We start from the raw sequence: 20,130 nt of genomic DNA, 5'->3' as shown, positions 1-20,130 counted from the left end.
TACAGGAAGCGCATGGGTAACCCATGAGTAGCGGTACGCGAATCGGGCAAGCTGGGCCGCTAATCGGCACACAAGGTAAATATGTATCGACCCTGATCTGCGCAGATGTTCAAGGATTCTCTCAGGGAACGGACGGCTTGGGCCAAGTTTCATGGGCGCCTCACATGAGAACCAGAGAATTGGCCACATAAAGGAGCCCTAATATCCGGGGAATGCAATCCGAGTCAGCCATCGAAAACCACAGTCAAGGGCGCGGCCGCCGCCGTAAACGCGGCAACGCGTCCGAAGACGGTCCCGTGTTCGTTGACAACTCCGGGCGCAGAGCACGTCTGCTGCGCAGGTTCGGCATGCTCGTCGGCGCCGTCTGCTTCGGCTACGCGGTCGTCCTCGGGATGGCCTTCATGGGCTGGGGCACCTCGCTGACCCCGTCCTCGCTCTTCCCGTTCAGCGGCGGCCAGGCCGGCTCCGCACCCGGGGGCAATCTCCGGCCGCAGGGCGGCGTGGCCCCCACCGGCAGGCCGACCGGCACCCCGCCGTCGGGCCTGCGCACGGGCACGGCCCCCTCCTCGGCCGCTTCCCCGGCCCCGGCCGCATCCGCGTCCGCTTCCACCGGCGACAACTGACCGGAACGGACCCACCTCCATGACTTCGACGACGCCTTCACGCGGCCGCCGGCGCGCCCCCACCAAGATGGAGCGGGCGGCCGGCAAGGCCGCGGCGCTGCAGAAACCGCGCGTGATCCTCGCCCTGCTGCTCCTGCTGGGGCTCACCAGCGTGATGCTGCTCGACGGCTATCTGCGTTCCGAGATCGGCAACGACGCGCGGGTGCGCGACGGCGCGGCCTACGACAAGGTGCCGCAGAAGATCCTCGACGGCGGTCCGCTCCTGACGTTCACAGGCGGCACGGCCAAGACCCAGTCCGTCCCGAAGAAGACCATCGTGCTCACCTTCGACGACGGTCCGACCCCGACCTGGACTCCGCAGATCCTCGAGGTGCTCGAAGACAACGGGGTCGAGGCCACCTTCTTCATGGTCGGCTCGATGGTCTCCCGCTATCCGAGCGTCGTGAAGGACCTCGTGGACCAGGGCAACGAGGTCGGCATCCACACCTTCACCCACGTCGACCTCTCCTACCAGGGCACGGGCCGGCTCCAGCGCGAGCTGAAGCAGACGCAGCTCGCGCTCGCGGGTGCGGCGGGGATCACGACGACGCTGTTCCGGGCCCCGTACTCCTCGGAGATCAACGCCGTCGACAACTACAGCTGGCCCGTCTACAAGGAGATCGGCAACCTCGGCTACACCAGCGTCTTCGTCGACACCGACAGCGACGACTGGAAGAAGCCGGGCGTCTCGAAGATCGTCCAGTGGGCCACGCCGAAGAACAACAAGGGCGCCGTCGTCCTCATGCACGACGCGGGCGGCGACCGCTCGGAGACGGTCAAGGCGCTCGACATGTACATCAAGAAGATGAAGGCGAAGGGATACTCCTTCAGCACCGTCAGCGGCGCGATGGCGAAGCTGAACAGGGCGGCGAACGGTGCCGGCCGCACGGGCACCGCCGGTTCCGGGCAGGCCGTCGAGGCCGGGGTCGGACAGACCGGTGCCGGTGCCGGTGCGGGGGCGGGTGCCGGTACGGACACCGGCGCGCTGGGCGAGCAGCCGGGCGGCACGCAGTCCGCGCCCGGTCCGAGCTCCACCCACAACTCCACCAACAAGGTGAACGTCGAGCAGTCCGGCCAGCAGAAGGCCACCGGCTCGACCCTCTACGAGGGCAAGGCCCTCGTCTACGCGGTCGCGGTCGCCGAATGGGTCCTGCCGCTGCTCTCCTGGCTGCTGCTGGTCGTCGGCATCTCCGTCATGGGCCGCTTCGGGATGATGCTGATCCTCGCCCGCCGCCACCACAGACAGCGCAACAGGAAACGCGGCAAGGGCGGCAAGTTCAGCTGGGGGCCGACGGTCACCGGGCCGGTGACGGTGATCGTGCCCGCGTACAACGAGAAGGAGTGCATCGCCAACACGCTTCACTCGCTGGCGCAGAGCACCCATCCGATCGAGATCATCGTCGTCGACGACGGCTCCACGGACGGCACCAAGGAGATCGCCGAGTCGCTGGGCCTGCCCAATGTCCGGGTCATCCGCCAGGAGAACGCGGGTAAACCGGCTGCCCTCAACAACGGTGTCCGCAACGCCAGTTACGACATCGTCGTGATGATGGACGGCGACACCGTCTTCGAACCGGACGCCGTGCACCAGCTCGTCCAGCCCTTCGCGGACCCGGGCATCGGCGCGGTCGCGGGCAACGCCAAGGTCGGCAACCGCAACACCGTCATCGGCGCCTGGCAGCACATCGAGTACGTGATGGGCTTCAACCTCGACCGCCGCATGTACGACCTGCTGCGTTGCATGCCCACCATCCCGGGCGCGATCGGCGCGTTCCGCCGCGACGCGGTCCTCGAGGTGGGCGGCATGAGCGAGGACACGCTCGCCGAGGACACCGACATCACCATCGCGATGCACCGCGCGGGCTGGCGGGTCGTGTACCAGGAGCACGCCAAGGCCTGGACGGAGGCGCCGAGTTCGCTGAAGCAGCTGTGGTCGCAGCGCTACCGCTGGTCGTACGGCACCATGCAGGCGCTGTGGAAGCACCGCAAGTCCCTGACGGACAAGGGCCCGTCGGGCCGCTTCGGCCGCATAGGCATGCCGCTCGTCGTGATCTTCCAGATCATCACGCCGGTCCTCGCTCCGCTCATCGACGTGTTCACCGTCTACTCGATGATCTTCGTGGACTTCTGGGCCTCACTGCTGGCCTGGCTGGCGGTGCTGGTCGTCCAACTCGTCTGCGCCGCCTACGCGTTCCGCCTCGACCGTGAGAAGTACCGCTACCTCGCGATGCTGCCGCTGCAGCAGCTCGCATACCGCCAGATGATGTACCTCGTCCTGATCCACTCCTCCGTGACCGCCCTGACCGGCGGCCGCCTCCGCTGGCAGAAGCTCAAGCGCACGGGTGAGGTCGGGACCCCGGCAGGAGTGAGCTGACATGAGCTGGGGCTCGGAACAACAGCGGTACCAGGGATATGAGGGGTACCAAGGCCAGCAGGAGTACCAAGGGCAGCAGGGGCAGCAGGGGCAGCAGGGGTATGACTATGGGTACGGGCAGCGGCCCGATCCGTACGGCCAGGGCCGGCAGCCTCAGGTACCGCAGCAGTACGGCTACGGGCAGGGGTATGTCGACCATGGCCAGGTGTACGTCACCGAGACGGCACCCCTGCCGGTGATCGAGCCGGAGCCCGCGGCGGACGCTGCCGTCCGGACCGGGCCCAGCCCTGACGCCGGGGAGCCCGAAAGCCCCGCCGCCGACCCCGCGCCGAAGGCCGAAGGCAGCGGACGCGACCGCTACTTCGACGCGCTGCGCGCCGTCGCGCTGGCCCGTGTCGTGGCGTACCACACCTTCGGCTGGGCCTGGGCAGGCCTGGTCTTCCCGTCGATGGGCGTGATGTTCGCGCTCGCCGGCTCGCTGATGGCCAAGTCCCTGGAACGCCCCGCGCTCAAGGTGGTCAAGAGCCGCATGCGACGGCTGCTGCCGCCCTTCTGGTTCTGGGGTTTCTTCGTCGTGGTGGCGATGCTGATCCACGACTGGATGCCGGGCTGGCAGATCGTCTTCTGGATCGTGCCGGTCGGCGACCCGCCGGGCAACCAGTGGGGCATCCAGGCCTGGGAGATCCTCTGGTACCTGCGGACGTACCTCTGGTTCGTCCTGATGTCCCCGCTTCTCCTGAAGGTCTTCCGCAAGGCCCCCCTCCCGGTCCTGCTCCTCTCCCTCGCCCCGATCCTGGTCTTCCAGTACGCCTGGCAGCCTCCGTACAACCGCTTCGGCAGCGGCCTGACGGACTTCGCCACCTTCCTGTTCTGCTGGCTGGTCGGCTTCGCGCACCGCGAGGGCGTGCTCCAGCGGCTGAAGCCGGCCCTGGTGATCCTGGCGTCGCTCGCCCTCCTGGCGTACGGCGGCTGGTACGCCTTCGCGCACCAGGCGGAGTTCGGTACGTACGACCTGGACGAGGTCCCCGTCGCGCAGACCTTCTGGTCGGCCGGCTTCGTGACGCTGCTGATGTACTTCAAGGCGTACTGCGACGTCGACTTCGCCTGGCTCGCCCGCTTCAAGCGGCTCGACCGGACCGTGACGATCTTCAACGGGCGGGCGGTGACGATCTACCTCTGGCACGAGATCGCCCTCGTGCTCGCGGTCCCGCTGATCGACCAGTTCTGGAAGGTGCCCGCCTTCGAGAAGTGGCTGCCGCTGGAGAGCCAGTGGTTCATGTTCGGCATCGGCTGGGTGCTGATCTGGGCCGCCATCCCGCTGGTCGGCTGGGTCGAGGACGTAGCCGCCAAGAAGAAGCCGAAGCTGCTCCCCTGAAGGAACCTCCGGGAGATCCCCTGAGGGGGTTGTACAAGACCGGCGTACGGGCCGGGCGCCGCAAAGTCGCCCGGCCCGTGCTGCCACAATGGGGGAGTGACCCGCGCATCCCTGGACAAGCAGCCGCACGAAGTCGCCTCGATGTTCGACGACGTGGCGGAACGGTACGACCTGACGAACGACGTGCTGTCGCTCGGCCAGGACCGGGTGTGGCGCAGAGAGGTCGCGAAGGCGGTCGACGCGCGTCCCGCACAGAAGATCCTGGACCTGGCGGCCGGTACGGCGACCTCGTCCCTCCCCTTCGCCCGCACCGGCGCCTACGTCGTGCCCTGCGACTTCTCCCTCGGCATGCTCCGGGTCGGCAAGAAGAACCACCCCTGGCTGCCGCTGACCGCCGGCGACGCGACGAAGCTGCCCTTCAAGGACGACACCTTCGACGCGGTGACGATCTCCTTCGGCCTGCGCAACGTCCAGGACACCGACACGGCGCTGAGCGAGCTGTACCGGGTGACCAAGCCCGGCGGCCGGGTCGTGATCTGCGAGTTCTCGCACCCGACCTGGGCGCCGTTCCGCACGGTCTACACCGAGTACCTGATGCGCGCGCTGCCGCCGGTCGCCCGTGCGGTGTCCTCCAACCCCGACGCGTACGTCTATCTCGCCGAGTCCATCCGCGCCTGGCCGAACCAGCCCGGGCTCGCCGAGAAGCTGCGCAAGGCCGGCTGGTCGAAGGTGGCCTGGCGGAACCTGACGGGCGGCGTGGTGGCCCTGCACCGGGGCTTCAAGGCCGCCTGACGCCTCTTCCCAGCGAGCGCCGCCTGGCGTGCCCTTCGGGCGAGCGCCGCCTGACGCGTTCTCCGGGCGAGCTGCCGCTCTCGGTTCCGGAGAGCGCCTGTCTCACCTGAGTACTTCGAACGGGTCCCCGGGCTCGTCGAGCTCACGGCGCATGCCGCCCGACGGCGGACCCGGCAGCCGCGGCTCCCGCACACCCGCGCCGCCCTCCGCGTCACCGAGGTCGAACCACACGGTGACCACGGCCCCGCGCGGTACCTCGGAGCCGGGCGGCGGATATTGGCGTACGACGTAGTCGACGACGGTGAGATGGAAGTCGGGCCGGTCGGGCGCGGCGAGCAGCACACCTCGCGCGTCGGCCGTCTCGCGTGCGTCCACGGCCATCAGGCCGATGAGCCGCGGCACGCGCACTTCGGGTGTCTTGGGTGTCAGGCGCACGGACGTCACCCCCAGCGGTACCGGAAGAGTAAGCCAGGGTCTGGCCCTTCCGGAAGCCGTCGGGTGGCTGCCAGAAACCGTGAGGCGGCCTTCCGGAAGTCGTCAGAGGGCGAGGCGGTAGCAGTGCGCGGGTTCGGCCGACGTGGGATGGGTGACGACCTCGGCCAGTTCCATGCCGACGCGTCGGGTCACGGCGATGGAGCGCTCGTTGCCCGGTCTGACCATGGCGACGACATCCGAGACGCCCGCCGCGCGCACCCGCTCCAGGGTGGTGAGCGCGGCGGCGGTGACGTACCCCTTGCCCCAATGCGCCCTGCCGAGCCGCCACCCGATCTCGATCTCGCCCTTCGGCCCCCACTCGCGCGGCCACGGCTGCGCCCCGGTGAAACCGAGCACCTCACCCTCCGCGTCGATCAGGGTCCACAGACAGAAACCGAGTTCGGCGTCGTGCCGGCGCTGGCGTGCGGTGAGCTCCTCGTACACCGACAGTTCGGCCGCCTTCCCACCGTGGAACTCCATGACCTCGGGGTCGGCGAAGATCTGGTGCCAGGCGAACGCGTCCTCGTCGGTGGGGACACGCAGCCGTACGTCGGGGAGAGCTCGGTTCACGGGGCAACCCTTCAGCCAGGTGATCAGTACCGCTGCATAGACTGCCCATGTCCAGTGCCCGTCAGCACGCAGATTTCGAGTCTTGGGGAGACCCCGCCGTGACCGAGCCCCAACCCCTCTCCGAAAACACCGCAGATGTGATCGTCGTCGGGGCTGGACCAGCCGGTTCCACGACCGCGTACTACCTGGCGAAGGCCGGACTCGACGTCCTGCTCCTGGAGAAGACCGCGTTCCCGAGGGAGAAGGTCTGCGGTGACGGCCTGACCCCGCGCGCCACCAAGCAGCTCGTCTCCATGGGGATCGACATCTCCGAAGAGGCCGGCTGGCTGCGCAACAAGGGCCTGCGCATCATCGGTGGCGGCGTCCGCCTCCAGCTGGACTGGCCGGATCTCGCCTCCTACCCGGACTACGGACTCGTCCGCAAGCGCGACGACTTCGACGAGCAGCTGGCCAGGCAGGCGCAGAAGGCGGGCGCGCGGCTGTACGAACGCTGCAACGTCGGCGCCCCCATCATCGACGACCGCACCGGCCGCATCACGGGCGTGCACGCAAAGCTGGGCGACGCGGGGGAGAAGCGCGAGGTCACCTTCCACGCGCCGCTGGTCGTCGCCGCCGACGGCAACTCGACCCGCCTGTCCCTGGCGATGGGCCTGCACCGCCGCGAGGACCGCCCGATGGGTGTCGCGGTCCGTACGTACTTCACGTCCCCGCGCCACGAGGACGACTACCTGGAGTCCTGGCTGGAGCTGTGGGACCGCCGGGGCGCCGAGGACCGTCTGCTGCCCGGCTACGGCTGGATCTTCGGCATGGGCGACGGCACCTCGAACGTCGGCCTCGGTGTGCTCAACACCTCCGACTCCTTCAAGGAGCTGGACTGGCGCGAGGTCCTGAAGGCCTGGTGCGCGTCCATGCCGGAGGACTGGGGCTACACGCCGGAGAACATGACCGGCCCGATCCGCGGCGCTGCCCTCCCCATGGCCTTCAACCGCCAACCGCACTACACCAAGGGTCTGCTGCTGGTCGGCGACGCCGGTGGCCTGGTCAACCCCTTCAACGGCGAGGGCATCGCCTACGCCATGGAGTCCGGCCAGATCGCCGCGGACGTCATCGTGCAGGCCCACGCCCGCTCGACGCCGACCCAGCGCGAACTGGCGCTCCAGCGCTACCCCCGTGTCCTCAAGGACACCTACGGCGGCTACTACACCCTCGGCCGTGCCTTCGTGAAGCTCATCGGCAACCCGAAGGTCATGAAGATCGCGACCCAGCGCGGCCTGACCCACCCGCTGCTGATGAAGTTCACCCTCAAGATGCTCGCGAACCTCACGGATCCGACCGGCGGCGACGCGATGGACCGCATCATCAACGGCCTCTCGAAGGTGGCACCGAAGGCCTGACGCCATCACGGGGGCGCCGGGGGACCTCCCGGGGCCTCCGGGATTGTTCCGGGGTCGTCCGGGGACGGTCCCGCCCCCAGGGCAGCACGACGAGGCCGCCACCCACTCGGGCGGCGGCCTTCACGCCGTACGACTCACAAGGTCCCGCGACTCAGAGAACGCGCACCGCGCCCGTGGCCGGGTAGCCCGAAAGGTCCTGAATCACCACACCCTTGGAGGGGTTGGCCGCGTCCAGGTACTGGCCGTTACCGATGTACACACCCACGTGGTACGCCGAACCGGCCGAACCCCAGTACAGGATGTCTCCGACCTGGATGTTGGACAGCGAGACCGGCGTACCGGACGTCGACTGGTCCTGCGAGACACGCGGCAGGTCGACACCGACCTGCCTGAACGCGGCCTGCACGAGGCCGGAGCAGTCCCAGGCGTTGGGGCCCGTACCGCCCATCACGTACGCGTCGCCGACCTGAGCCTTGAGGAAGGCGATGACGGTGGCGACACTGCCGCTGGCCGGGGCGGAGACGGTCGAACTCGAGGAGCCCGCGGAGCTGGACAGCACGGTCCGCGTGGACGACCGAGAGGCGGCCTGGGCGGCTGCGGCCTTGCGCGCGTCCTCGGCCTTCTTCTTGGCCTCGGCCTTCTTCTTGGCGTCCGCGAGGTCCGCCTTGGCCTGCTTCGCGGCCTTTGCGGCGGCCGCGTCGCGCTCGGCCTGCAGCTCGTAGTTGGCAGCTGCCTGCTGCGTGGCATCCGCGGACTGCGCCAGCTGGGTGGCCAGGTCGGCCGTCAGGGTGGGCAGTTCGAGGGTCTGAGTCACGGGCTCGGCCGCGTTCGCCGAACCAGCCGCACCGGCCACGGCCAAGGTGCTGAGAACGCCACCGGCAACTCCGGCGCGCATCGCTAGCGTCGACGCGTTGCGGCGGGGCTTCCGGTGGTTGCGTATGTGAGCGGTGTGGGACATGGGTACAACCGGTATCAGGGACTCCCTCATACCTTCAAGAAACGTGTGGTGCGCCACAGTTGTTCAATCCGTGGCCGAATCGGGGGCGCGTCACTTCTTATTGACGCCGTAACGGGCATTCTGGACAGAGATGATCAAGCCTGTGATCATGCACTTTCCGCATTACGTCCGAATTGCCCTCCGCCTACCACTGGTTGCAGCCTGTGGCCAAGGCCGGCTTATCTGACCCATAGGTCGATGTGACACAGGTCACGGAACGGTCACCGGGCCGGCGGCGTCTCGCGCGCACCTCTCGACTGCCCCCCCGCTCGTGAATGTGTGCACGCGCCGATGTCCGTCCACATCCGTCCACACCCCTCCCTCTGATGTGTGAACGCGCTCCTCTATCAAGCCCGTGCGTCCAGCACCAATTTGCATGCATCGGAAGTCTCTTGATATTGAGACGCCGCCCCGGACCTGTGATGACGAGCGGAAATGTCACATCTGGTGACCACGCGGACGCTTCGCGTATGAAGATCACCGCTCATCCGACTTCATGATCCTTCGTCAGGTGGTGGAGATCACAAAGCTTGTGCAATACCCCGTGTCGCAGATCACAGACCGGCGGGCATAAGATGCGAGGCAGTTGGGCTTGTGACCTGCTTCACATGTACGCGATCTTCGTCGGGACGCACGGGGTTCGTGGGACGAGTGGGGCGGAAGTGCTTGCCCGACGCAACCGCCAGCAGTCAGTGCCGACTGAGAGGAGCGAGGAGCGTGAACGCGTATGCGCCGATCCTCGTACTGGGAGCCCTCGGGGCAGGCTTTGCGATCTTCTCCGTGGTCATGGCCACGCTTATCGGTCCAAAGCGATATAACCGGGCCAAGCTCGAGGCCTACGAGTGCGGTATCGAGCCGACCCCCACGCCGGCCGGCGGCGGGCGCTTCCCCATCAAGTACTACCTGACGGCGATGCTCTTCATCGTCTTCGACATCGAGATCGTCTTCCTCTACCCCTGGGCCGTCACCTTCGACGCCCTGGGTGTTTTCGGGCTCGTGGAGATGCTGCTCTTCGTGCTCACCGTCTTCGTCGCGTACGCGTACGTATGGCGGCGCGGCGGCCTGGAATGGGACTGAGGGGCCTTTAAGACATGGGACTCGAAGAAAAGCTGCCGAGCGGATTCCTGCTGACCACCGTCGAGCAGGCCGCGGGCTGGGTGCGCAAGGCGTCCGTCTTCCCCGCCACGTTCGGACTCGCCTGCTGCGCCATCGAGATGATGACGACCGGCGCGGGCCGCTACGACCTCGCACGCTTCGGCATGGAGGTCTTCCGCGGCTCACCGCGCCAGGCCGACCTCATGATCGTGGCCGGCCGCGTCAGCCAGAAGATGGCGCCGGTACTGCGGCAGGTCTATGACCAGATGCCCAACCCCAAGTGGGTGATCTCCATGGGGGTCTGTGCCTCGTCGGGCGGAATGTTCAACAACTACGCCATTGTGCAGGGCGTCGACCACATCGTCCCGGTCGACATCTATTTGCCCGGCTGTCCGCCGCGGCCCGAGATGCTGATCGACGCGATCCTCAAGCTCCACCAGAAGATCCAGACCTCCAAGCTCGGCGTGAACGCCGAGGAGGCGGCCCGCGAGGCGGAGGAAGCGGCGCTCAAGGCGCTCCCCACCATCGAGATGAAGGGCCTGCTGCGGTGAGCGACGCGAACGGCAACGGGGTGAACCCCGAGAAGGACCTCGGCGCCTCCAACCTCCCGGGCCAGCGCGGCGAGGGCGGCGAGGAGATCCGTGTCCAGCGCGGCATGTTCGGCGCCAACAACGGCGGCGACACCACCGGCTACGGAGGCCTGGTCCGCTCCGTCCGGCTCCCCGGCCCGGCCACCCGCCCCTACGGCGGCTGGTTCGACGAGGTCGCCGACGAACTGGAAGGCGCCCTGGAGGAGCAGGGACTCGTCCCCGACAACGCCATCGAGAAGACGATCGTCGACCGCGACGAGCTCACCTTCCACATCGAACGCGAGTACCTGGTCCGGGTCGCCCAGACCCTCCGCGACGACCCGGCCCTCCGCTTCGAACTGTGCACGGGCGTGAGCGCAGTGCACTACCCGAGCGACAAGGGCCGGGAACTGCACGCCGTCTACCACCTGCGCTCGATCACCCACAACCGGCTGATCCGCCTCGAAGTCAGCGCCCCCGACGCCGACCCGCACGTCCCCTCGCTCGTCTCCGTCTACCCGACGAACGACTGGCACGAGCGCGAGACGTACGACTTCTTCGGCCTGATCTTCGACGGCCACCCGGCACTGACGCGGATCATGATGCCGGACGACTGGCAGGGCCACCCGCAGCGCAAGGACTACCCCCTCGGTGGCATCCCCATCGAGTACAAGGGCGCCCAGATCCCTGCTCCGGACCAGCGGAGGTCGTACTCATGAGCACGCAGACCCCTTCTTCCGGCGCGTCCGCCGCGGCGGCGCGGGAGACGACCGAGGGCACCGTATATACGGTCACCGGTGGTGACTGGGACGAGATCGCCCAGTCCGCGGCGAAGTCCGACGACGAGCGAATCATCGTCAACATGGGCCCGCAGCACCCGTCCACCCACGGCGTGCTCCGGCTCATCCTGGAGATCGACGGCGAGACGGTCACCGAGGCCCGCTGCGGCATCGGCTACCTCCACACCGGCATCGAGAAGAACCTCGAGTTCCGCACGTGGACCCAGGGCACCACGTTCGTGACGCGCATGGACTATCTGACGCCGTTCTTCAACGAGACGGCCTACTGTCTCGCCGTCGAGAAGCTCCTCGGCATCGAGGACCAGATCCCCGACCGCGCCTCGATCATCCGCGTCCTCCTGATGGAGCTGAACCGACTCTCCTCCCATCTGGTGTGCATCGCCACCGGAGGCATGGAACTCGGCGCCACCACGATCATGATCTACGGCTTCCGTGATCGTGAACTCATTCTCGACATCTACGAGCTGATCACCGGCCTGCGGATGAACCACGCGTACATCCGCCCCGGCGGACTCGCCCAGGACCTGCCGCCCGGCGCGGTGGACCAGATCCGCGAGTTCGTGAAGAAGATGCACAAGAACCTTCCCGAGTACGACAAGCTCGCCACCGGGAACCCCATCTTCAAGGCCCGTATGCAGGATGTCGGCTACCTCGACCTGGCCGGCTGCATGGCCCTCGGCGCCACCGGCCCGATCCTGCGCTCCGCGGGCCTGCCGCACGACCTGCGCAAGGCCCAGCCGTACTGCGGCTACGAGACGTACGACTTCGAGATCCCGACCGCCGACACCTGCGACTCCTACGGGCGCTTCCTGATCCGCCTGGAGGAAATGCGCCAGTCGCTGCACATCGTCGAGCAGTGCCTGGACCGGCTGCAGCCCGGCCCGGTCATGGTCGCCGACAAGAAGATCGCCTGGCCCGCCCAGCTCGCACTGGGCCCCGACGGTCTCGGCAACTCGCTCGACCACATCAAGAAGATCATGGGCACCTCCATGGAGGCCCTGATCCATCACTTCAAGCTGGTGACCGAGGGCTTCCGCGTCCCGCCGGGTCAGGCGTACGCGGCGGTCGAGTCGCCCAAGGGCGAGCTCGGGGTGCACGCCGTGTCCGACGGAGGCACCCGCCCCTACCGGGTCCACTTCCGCGACCCGTCCTTCACCAATCTGCAGGCCATGGCGGCGATGTGCGAGGGCGGCCAGGTCGCCGACGTCATCGTCGCCGTCGCGTCCATCGACCCCGTGATGGGAGGCGTCGACCGGTGACCACCACCCCCGAGGGCGTCAGCCTGGGCATGCCCCAACTGCCCGCGCCCGACTATCCGGACGACGTTCGAGCCCGGCTCGAAGCGGACGCGCGCGAGATCGTCGCCCGCTACCCGGACTCCCGTTCGGCGCTCCTTCCGTTGCTGCATCTCGTGCAGTCGGAGGAGGGCCACGTCACGCGCACGGGACAGCGGTTCTGCGCCGACGTACTGAACCTGACCACGGCCGAGGTCACCGCCGTCGCGACCTTCTACTCGATGTACCGGCGCAAGCCGAGCGGTGACTACCAGGTGGGTGTGTGCACCAACACCCTGTGCGCGGTCATGGGCGGCGACGCGATCTTCGAGGCCCTCCAGGACCACCTGGGCGTCGGCAACGGCGAGACCACCGACGACGGGAAGGTCACGCTGGAGCACATCGAGTGCAACGCGGCCTGCGACTTCGCGCCGGTCGTGATGGTCAACTGGGAGTTCTTCGACAACCAGACCGTGGCCTCCGCGAAGCGCCTCGTCGACGACCTGCGCACGGGAGCACAGGTCGCACCCACCCGCGGCGCCCCCCTGTGCAGCTTCAAGGACACCGCGCGGATCCTGGCGGGCTTCCCCGACGAGCGCGAGGGAGCCGTGGAGGCGGGCGGCAGCGCGGGCCCCGCCTCACTGATCGGTCTCCGCCTGGCCAAGGGGGAGAGCGTCCACGCGCGCGTGGTCCACCCACGAGGCGGCGGGGCACCGCAGGATCAGCCGCCGGCCGAGCACCTGAGCTCGCACGACGCGCCGCAGGACACATCGGCCTCTGATCCGTCGCACCCGGCGGGTCCCGCAGCCGAGGAGGGGGAGTGATGACGTTGGCACCCGAGATCGACGAGACCAGCCCGGAGAAGCTGCTCGCACCCGTGCTGTCGGCCTTCTGGGACGAGGAGAAGTCCTGGACGCTGGACGTCTACCGGAGGCACGAGGGGTACGAGGGGCTGCGCAAGGCGCTGGCCATGTCGCCGGACGACCTGATCGCGTACGTCAAGGACTCCGGTCTGCGCGGCCGGGGCGGCGCGGGATTCCCCACCGGAATGAAGTGGCAGTTCATTCCTCAGGGCGATGGCAAACCTCACTATCTAGTTGTCAACGCCGACGAATCGGAGCCGGGAACCTGCAAGGACATCCCGCTCCTCTTCGCGAACCCGCACAGCCTCATCGAGGGCATTGTGATCGCGTGTTATGCCATCCGGTCTTCGCATGCGTTCATCTATCTCCGCGGTGAAGTCGTCCCCGTATTGCGGCGGTTGCACGAGGCCGTTCGAGAGGCCTACGCGGCGGGCTACCTGGGCGAGAACATCCTGGGCAGCGGACTCGACCTCAAGCTCACCGTGCACGCGGGCGCGGGCGCGTACATCTGCGGTGAGGAGACCGCACTGCTCGACTCGCTCGAAGGCCGCCGTGGTCAACCGCGGCTCCGTCCCCCCTTCCCAGCCGTCGCGGGCCTCTATGCGTGCCCGACTGTGGTGAATAACGTCGAGTCGATCGCGTCAGTTCCCGCCATTCTCCGAAAAGGCAAGGAATGGTTCAGGTCGATGGGCAGCGAGAAGTCCCCGGGCTTCACGCTCTACTCGCTCAGCGGCCATGTCGCCAGCCCGGGCCAGTACGAAGCTCCGCTCGGCATCACACTCCGTCAACTCCTCGAGATGAGCGGCGGGATGCGCCCGGGCCACCGGTTGAAGTTCTGGACGCCGGGCGGCTCCTCGACCCCGATGTTCACCGACGAGCACCTCGACGTCCCTCTTGATTACGAAGGAGTGGGTGCCGCGGGTTCCATGCTCGGCACAAAAGCACTCCAGTGCTTCGACGAGACGACCTGCGTCGTGCGGGCCGTCACCCGGTGGACCGAGTTCTACGCCCACGAGTCCTGCGGCAAGTGCACACCCTGCCGCGAAGGGACGTACTGGCTGGTGCAGTTGCTGCGCGACATCGAGGCCGGCAAGGGCGTCATGTCGGACCTCGACAAGCTCAACGACATCGCCGACAACATCAACGGCAAGTCGTTCTGCGCCCTCGGCGACGGCGCCGCCTCGCCGATCTTCTCCTCGCTCAAGTACTTCCGCGAGGAGTACGAGCAGCACATCACGGGCCGCGGCTGCCCCTTTGACCCGGCCAAGTCCACCGCTTGGGCCGACCGCACGGAGGTGAACGCATGACGGTGACCACCAGCGCTCCCTCGGGAGGGGGAGAGGCGGCGGTTCCGCCGGAGGACCTCGTCTCGCTGACGATCGACGGAGCCGAGATCAGCGTGCCCAAGGGCACCCTGGTCATCCGGGCCGCCGAACAGCTCGGCATCGAGATCCCTCGATTCTGCGACCATCCGCTGCTCGACCCGGCCGGCGCCTGCCGCCAGTGCATCGTCGAGGTCGAGGGCCAGCGCAAGCCCATGGCGTCCTGCACGATCACGTGTACGGACGGAATGGTGGTGAAGACTCACCTCACCTCGCCCGCCGCCGAAAAGGCCCAGCACGGTGTGATGGAGCTGCTGCTCATCAACCACCCGCTGGACTGCCCGGTCTGCGACAAGGGCGGCGAGTGCCCGCTGCAGAACCAGGCGATGTCGCACGGCAACGCCGAATCCCGCTTCGAGGGCAAGAAGCGGACCTACGAGAAGCCGGTCCCGATCTCCACGCAGGTGCTGCTCGACCGCGAGCGGTGCGTGCTGTGCGCCCGCTGCACCCGTTTCTCCAACCAGATCGCGGGCGACCCGATGATCGAGCTGATCGAGCGGGGCGCGCTCCAGCAGGTCGGCACCGGTGAGGGCGACCCGTTCGAGTCGTACTTCTCCGGGAACACCATCCAGATCTGCCCGGTGGGCGCGCTGACCTCGGCGGCGTATCGCTTCCGCTCGCGTCCGTTCGACCTCGTCTCCTCGCACTCGGTGTGCGAGCACTGCGCGGGCGGCTGCGCGACCCGCACCGACCACCGGCGCGGCAAGGTCATGCGGCGCCTGGCCTCCCCCGACCCCGAGGTCAACGAGGAGTGGCTCTGCGACAAGGGACGGTTCGGGTTCCGGTACGCGCAGCAGCGGGACAGGCTCGACACACCCCTGGTACGGGGTGAGTCGGGTGAACTGGAGCCCGCTTCCTGGCCCGAGGCCCTGGAGGCGGCGGCTCGGGGCCTGTCGGCGGCACGGGGCCGGACCGGCGTCCTGACCGGTGGCCGCCTCACAATCGAGGACGCCTACGCCTACAGCAAGTTCGCGCGCGTGGCCCTCGACACGAACGACATCGACTTCCGCGCGCGTGTGCACAGCGCCGAGGAGGCCGACTTCCTGGCCTCCCGGGTCGCCGGACACGGACGGGACCTCGACGGTACGGGCCTCACCTACACCACTTTGGAGAAGGCGCCCGCCGTCCTGCTCGTCGGCTTCGAGGCAGAGGAGGAGGCGCCCGGAGTCTTCCTGCGGCTGCGCAAGGCCTGGCGCGGACACGGACAGAAGACCTTCTCGCTCGCCACGTACGCGACACGCGGCCTGGACAAGGCGGGCGGCACGCTGCTGCCCGCCGCGCCCGGTACCGAGACCGAGTGGCTGGACGCCCTCGCGAGCGGCGTCGGCCTGGAGGGCGACGGTGCCAAGGCCGCCGAGGCGCTGCACACCGAGGGTGCGGTGATCGTCGTCGGCGAGCGGCTCGCGGGCGTGGCGGGCGGGCTCACCGCCGCCGTACGGGCCGCGTCCGCGACCGGCGCCACACTGGTGTGGATCCCGCGCCGGGCCGGGGAGCGCGGCGCGATCGAGGCGGGCGCGCTGCCGTCGCTGCTGCCGGGCGGGCGTCCGGCCACCGACCCGCGCGCGCGGGAGGAGGTCGCGGCAGCCTGGGGCGTCTCCGAGCTCCCGCACCGCTACGGGCGCGACACCGGCCAGATCGTCGAGGCCGCCGTCGGCGGGGAGCTGCGAGCCCTGGTGGTGGCGGGCGTGGAGGTCGCCGACCTTCCCGACCCGGCACGCGCGCGTGCGGCCCTTTCCGAAGTCGGCTTCCTGGTGTCGCTCGAACTGCGGCCCGGCGAGGTCACCGAGCACGCGGATGTCGTCCTCCCGGTGGCCGCGGTCGCCGAGAAGGCGGGCACCTTCCTGAACTGGGAAGGCAGGGTGCGTTTCTTCGAGGCCGCGCTCAAGCCCGACCAGATGACCCGCCGGCTGGCGCCCACCGACGCGCGCGTCCTGCAGATGCTCGCCGACGCCATGGACGTTCACCTGGGTCTGCCGGATCTGCGTACCACGCGCGGGGAGCTGGACCGGCTCGGTCCCTGGGGTGGCCTGCGGGCCACCGGACCCGTGGAGATCGCGGCATCGCTGCCGCGTCCCGCCGCGGGGGAGGCCGTGCTCGCGGGCCACCGGCTGCTGCTCGACCAGGGACGTCTCCAGGAAGGCGATGACGCGCTCGCCGGGACCCGGCATGCCGCACGCGCGCGTGTGTCGGCCGCCACGGCCGCCGAGGCGGGCGTCAAGGAGGGCGACCTCCTCGCGGTCACCAGCAGCGCCGGAACCGTCGAACTCCCGCTGCAGATCACCGAGATGCCCGACCGCGTGGTCTGGCTCCCGCTGAACTCCACCGGAGGGGGCGTCGCCTCCGACACGGGGGCGCTGCCCGGCGCACTCGTCCGCATCGGCCCGGCGACGCTCGCCACCGAGGCCCCCAAGGAGGTGGAGGCATGACGCCGTACCTCGCCGCTGAAGACCTCTCCATGTTCGGCCGCGACCCCTGGTGGCTGGTCGTCGTCAAGGCGGTCTTCTGCTTCGCCTTCCTGATGGTGACCGTGCTCTTCTCCATCGTGTGGGAGCGCAAGGTCGTCGCCTGGATGCAGCTGCGCATCGGACCCAACCGGCACGGCCCCTGGGGCATGCTCCAGTCGCTCGCCGACGGCGTCAAACTGATGCTCAAGGAAGACGTCATCGTCAAACGCGCGGACAAGGTGGTCTACGTCCTCGCGCCGATCGTCGCGGCCATCCCGGCCTTCATGGCGATCGCGGTGATCCCCTTCGGACCCGCCGACAACGAGATCTCGATCTTCGGCCATCGCACCACGATGCAGCTCACGGACCTGCCGATCGCGATGCTCTACATTCTCGCGGTCGCCTCGGTGGGCATCTACGGGATCGTGCTGGCGGGTTGGAGTTCTGGATCCACCTACCCGCTGCTGGGCGGTCTGCGGTCCTGCGCGCAGATGATCTCCTACGAGATCGCCATGGGCGCCGCTTTCGCCTCGGTGTTCCTCTACTCCGGGTCGATGTCGACCTCGACGATCGTCGAACAGCAGCACGACCGCTGGTACATCATCCTGCTGCCGGTCTCGTTCCTGATCTACATCATCACGATGGTGGGCGAGACCAACCGCGCCCCCTTCGACATGCCGGAGTCCGAGGGCGATCTCGTCGGCGGTTTCAACACCGAGTACTCGTCCATCAAGTTCGCGCTGTTCATGCTCGCCGAGTACGTGAACATGGTGACGGTCTCGGCCGTGTCGACCACGCTCTTCCTGGGCGGCTGGCGGGCCCCGTGGCCCATCAGCACCTTCTGGGAGGGTGCCAACCACGGCTGGTGGCCGATGCTCTGGTTCGTGGTGAAGGTGCAGCTGCTGCTGTTCTTCTTCATCTGGCTGCGCGGCACGCTGCCGCGCGTCCGCTACGACCAGCTGATGAAGCTCGGCTGGAAGGTCCTCATCCCGGTCTCCGTGGTCTGGCTGATGCTCGTCGCGACCGTACGGACCCTCAGGAACGAGAACTACGACTTCGCCGACATCGCCCTGTACGTCGGCGGCGGTGTCCTCGTCCTGCTGCTGCTCTCGTTCGCCGCGGACATCTTCCGCGACAAGCAGGGTGCCCAGGAAGCGCCTGCGGAGCCCGCCGCCTTCGACCCGATGGCCGGTGGATTCCCGGTGCCGCCACTGCCGGGACAGGAGCTGCCACCCGTGCCGCGGCGTCGTCCGCGCCGCGAGCGCGAGTTGATTGTCAGTGGTGGGTCCGATACTGCGAGTGACGGATCGAATGGCGGAACTCGTGACGGAAAGGAGGGGTCCGATGGCTGAGGAGCCGAAGGAGACCAAGCCCGGTTTCCAGAACCCCGTCGCAGGCTTCGGCGTGACCTTCAAGGCCATGTTCAAGAAGCGCCTGACGGAGCAGTACCCGGAGCAGCACAAGACCACCGCCCCGCGGTTCCACGGCCGGCACCAGCTCAACCGCCACCCGGACGGTCTGGAGAAGTGCGTCGGCTGCGAGCTGTGCGCCTGGGCCTGCCCCGCGGACGCCATCTATGTGGAGGGCGCGGACAACACCGACGAGGAGCGCTACTCGCCGGGCGAGCGGTACGGCCGCGTCTACCAGATCAACTACGCCCGCTGCATCCTGTGCGGCCTGTGCATCGAGGCGTGCCCCACCCGCGCGCTCACTATGACGAACGAGTTCGAGCTCGCCGACTCCAGCCGCGCCAACCTCATCTACACCAAGGAGCAGCTGCTCGCCGGGCTCGATGAGGGCATGGTCGACACACCGCACTCGATCTTCCCCGGCACGGACGAGCAGGACTACTACCAGGGTCTGGTGACCGAGGCGGCGCCGGGCACGGAGCGCCAAGTCGCCGTCTCCAAGGGCGAGAAGCCCACGGAAGAGGGGGTGGGGGCATGAGCGCGCAGCTCGCCGCCTACTCCACCTCCACCGGAGAGGCCTTCCAGTTCTGGGTCCTCGGCACGGTCGCCGTGATCGGCGCCCTGTGCACCGTCTTCATGAAGAAGACCGTGCACAGCGCGCTCTGTCTCGCCGGCACCATGATCGTCCTGGCGGTGTTCTACCTCGCCAACGGCGCCTACTTCCTGGGTGTCGTGCAGATCGTCGTCTACACCGGCGCGATCATGATGCTGTTCCTCTTCGTGGTCATGCTCGTCGGTGTCACCGCGGCGGACTCCCTGAAAGAGACCATCAAGGGTCAGCGCTGGCTGGCCCTGGTGTGCGGACTCGGCTTCGGCGTCCTGCTGATCGCGGGCATCGGCAACGCGTCCCTGAAGGACTTCAACGGCCTGAGCAAGGCCAACGCCAACGGGAACGTGGAGGGTCTCGCCGCCCTCATCTTCACGAAGTACGTGTTCGCCTTCGAAATCACCGGCGCCCTGCTCATCACGGCCGCCGTCGGCGCGATGGTGCTCACGCACCGCGAGCGCACCGAGCGCGCCAAGACCCAGCGCGAGCTGTCCGAGCAGCGCGTACGGGAAGGCAAGCACGTACCGCCGCTGCCGGCCCCCGGTGTCTACGCCCGGCACAACGCGGTGGACATCGCGGGCCTCCTCCCGGACGGCACCCCGTCCGAGCTGACGGTCAGCAAGACGCTGCGGGACCGCGGCCAGATCCGTGACGTGTCCAACGAGGCGCTGAGCGATCTGAAGGCGCTGGAGCAGCGAGCCGAAGAACGCCTGGAGCGCACGAAGACGGAGGAGGCGTCCAAGTGAACCCGGTCAACTACCTCTATCTCGCCGCCCTGTTGTTCACGATCGGTGCCACCGGCGTGCTGATCAGACGCAACGCGATCGTGGTGTTCATGTGCGTCGAGCTCATGCTCAACGCCTGCAACCTCGCGTTCGTCGTCTTCTCCCGCCTGCACGGCAATCTCGACGGCCAGATCATCGCCTTCTTCACGATGGTCGTCGCCGCCGCGGAGGTCGTGGTCGGGCTCGCGATCATCGTGTCGCTCTTCCGTTCCCGCCACTCGGCCTCGGTCGACGACGCCAGCCTGATGAAGCTGTAAGGGGTCG

The 20,130-nt window shown here is 68.1% G+C and carries 19 protein-coding genes; 16 read left to right on the top strand and 3 right to left on the bottom strand.

Annotation, left to right across the window (positions count from 1 at the left end):
• Positions 1-296: 296 nt before the first annotated feature.
• From ABZ656_RS00780 to ABZ656_RS00765, 4 genes are all read left to right on the top strand, one after another.
• Positions 297-623 carry a hypothetical protein gene (locus ABZ656_RS00780; protein ID WP_360263092.1) on the top strand — a complete coding sequence of 109 codons (327 nt, stop codon included), beginning with the start codon at positions 297-299 and terminating at the stop codon, positions 621-623.
• Between the two features lie 19 nt (positions 624-642).
• Complete coding sequence (locus tag ABZ656_RS00775) at positions 643-3,036, top strand: bifunctional polysaccharide deacetylase/glycosyltransferase family 2 protein (RefSeq protein ID WP_360263089.1); 2,394 nt, start codon at positions 643-645, stop codon at positions 3,034-3,036.
• 1 nt (position 3,037) lies between these two features.
• Entirely contained in the window at positions 3,038-4,411 is a 1,374-nt protein-coding gene (locus tag ABZ656_RS00770) for an acyltransferase (RefSeq protein ID WP_360263086.1), read from the top strand.
• A 96-nt stretch (positions 4,412-4,507) separates the two neighbouring features.
• The gene (locus ABZ656_RS00765) at positions 4,508-5,203 is read left to right on the top strand and encodes a demethylmenaquinone methyltransferase (protein WP_101400036.1); all 696 of its coding nucleotides are present in this window, start codon (positions 4,508-4,510) and stop codon (positions 5,201-5,203) included.
• Positions 5,204-5,305: 102 nt separating this feature from the next.
• Here the strand turns inward: ABZ656_RS00765 and ABZ656_RS00760 are convergent, their stop codons facing one another.
• Both ABZ656_RS00760 and ABZ656_RS00755 read right to left on the bottom strand, forming a co-directional pair.
• Positions 5,306-5,638 (bottom strand): PASTA domain-containing protein, encoded by a 333-nt coding sequence (locus ABZ656_RS00760; protein ID WP_054232190.1) that lies wholly within the window; start codon positions 5,636-5,638, stop codon positions 5,306-5,308.
• A gap of 102 nt (positions 5,639-5,740) precedes the next feature.
• Positions 5,741-6,247, bottom strand: a complete 507-nt coding sequence (locus ABZ656_RS00755; RefSeq protein WP_101400037.1) for a GNAT family N-acetyltransferase — start codon at positions 6,245-6,247, stop codon at positions 5,741-5,743.
• 98 nt (positions 6,248-6,345) lie between these two features.
• Between ABZ656_RS00755 and ABZ656_RS00750 the strand changes: the two genes are divergently transcribed.
• Positions 6,346-7,641 (top strand): geranylgeranyl reductase family protein, encoded by a 1,296-nt coding sequence (locus ABZ656_RS00750; protein ID WP_054232148.1) that lies wholly within the window; start codon positions 6,346-6,348, stop codon positions 7,639-7,641.
• 151 nt (positions 7,642-7,792) lie between these two features.
• Here ABZ656_RS00750 and ABZ656_RS00745 read toward each other — a convergent pair whose 3' ends face one another.
• Positions 7,793-8,629 carry a C40 family peptidase gene (locus ABZ656_RS00745; protein ID WP_060901541.1) on the bottom strand — a complete coding sequence of 279 codons (837 nt, stop codon included), beginning with the start codon at positions 8,627-8,629 and terminating at the stop codon, positions 7,793-7,795.
• Between the two features lie 726 nt (positions 8,630-9,355).
• On the opposite strand from ABZ656_RS00745, the gene ABZ656_RS00740 reads away from it, so the two are divergent.
• The 11 genes from ABZ656_RS00740 to nuoK are packed head-to-tail and all read left to right on the top strand — an operon-like array spanning position 9,356 to position 20,123.
• Positions 9,356-9,715: an NADH-quinone oxidoreductase subunit A gene (locus ABZ656_RS00740; RefSeq protein ID WP_007383963.1), complete on the top strand. Its 360-nt coding sequence runs from the start codon at positions 9,356-9,358 to the stop codon at positions 9,713-9,715.
• Between the two features lie 14 nt (positions 9,716-9,729).
• Positions 9,730-10,284 (top strand): NADH-quinone oxidoreductase subunit B, encoded by a 555-nt coding sequence (locus tag ABZ656_RS00735; RefSeq protein WP_053743379.1) that lies wholly within the window; start codon positions 9,730-9,732, stop codon positions 10,282-10,284.
• Positions 10,281-11,021 (top strand): NADH-quinone oxidoreductase subunit C, encoded by a 741-nt coding sequence (locus ABZ656_RS00730; protein ID WP_101400038.1) that lies wholly within the window; start codon positions 10,281-10,283, stop codon positions 11,019-11,021. The genes ABZ656_RS00735 and ABZ656_RS00730 overlap by 4 nt, the downstream gene beginning before the upstream one ends.
• Positions 11,018-12,361: an NADH-quinone oxidoreductase subunit D gene (locus ABZ656_RS00725; RefSeq protein WP_101400039.1), complete on the top strand. Its 1,344-nt coding sequence runs from the start codon at positions 11,018-11,020 to the stop codon at positions 12,359-12,361. Before ABZ656_RS00730 ends, ABZ656_RS00725 begins: the two co-directional genes overlap by 4 nt.
• A 29-nt stretch (positions 12,362-12,390) precedes the next feature.
• Positions 12,391-13,200 carry an NADH-quinone oxidoreductase subunit NuoE gene (nuoE, locus tag ABZ656_RS00720; protein WP_101403667.1) on the top strand — a complete coding sequence of 270 codons (810 nt, stop codon included), beginning with the start codon at positions 12,391-12,393 and terminating at the stop codon, positions 13,198-13,200.
• Positions 13,197-14,546, top strand: coding sequence for an NADH-quinone oxidoreductase subunit NuoF (gene nuoF, locus ABZ656_RS00715; RefSeq protein WP_180362016.1), 1,350 nt, complete (start codon positions 13,197-13,199; stop codon positions 14,544-14,546). The genes nuoE and nuoF overlap by 4 nt, the downstream gene beginning before the upstream one ends.
• Positions 14,543-17,047, top strand: coding sequence for an NADH-quinone oxidoreductase subunit G (locus tag ABZ656_RS00710; RefSeq protein WP_101400041.1), 2,505 nt, complete (start codon positions 14,543-14,545; stop codon positions 17,045-17,047). Before nuoF ends, ABZ656_RS00710 begins: the two co-directional genes overlap by 4 nt.
• Positions 17,044-18,417, top strand: coding sequence for an NADH-quinone oxidoreductase subunit NuoH (nuoH, locus tag ABZ656_RS00705; protein WP_101400042.1), 1,374 nt, complete (start codon positions 17,044-17,046; stop codon positions 18,415-18,417). The genes ABZ656_RS00710 and nuoH overlap by 4 nt, the downstream gene beginning before the upstream one ends.
• Positions 18,410-19,012 (top strand): NADH-quinone oxidoreductase subunit NuoI, encoded by a 603-nt coding sequence (gene nuoI, locus ABZ656_RS00700; RefSeq protein ID WP_101400043.1) that lies wholly within the window; start codon positions 18,410-18,412, stop codon positions 19,010-19,012. The genes nuoH and nuoI overlap by 8 nt, the downstream gene beginning before the upstream one ends.
• Positions 19,009-19,827, top strand: a complete 819-nt coding sequence (locus ABZ656_RS00695) for an NADH-quinone oxidoreductase subunit J (protein WP_101400044.1) — start codon at positions 19,009-19,011, stop codon at positions 19,825-19,827. The genes nuoI and ABZ656_RS00695 overlap by 4 nt, the downstream gene beginning before the upstream one ends.
• Positions 19,824-20,123, top strand: coding sequence for an NADH-quinone oxidoreductase subunit NuoK (gene nuoK / locus ABZ656_RS00690; protein ID WP_095853175.1), 300 nt, complete (start codon positions 19,824-19,826; stop codon positions 20,121-20,123). The genes ABZ656_RS00695 and nuoK overlap by 4 nt, the downstream gene beginning before the upstream one ends.
• Positions 20,124-20,130: the final 7 nt, after the last annotated feature.

This window comes from Streptomyces sp. NPDC007095 (assembly GCF_040634475.1).
Classification (GTDB): domain Bacteria; phylum Actinomycetota; class Actinomycetes; order Streptomycetales; family Streptomycetaceae; genus Streptomyces.
Note: the sequence above shows the minus strand (reverse complement) of the source record. Positions and strands in the feature narration are given on the sequence as shown.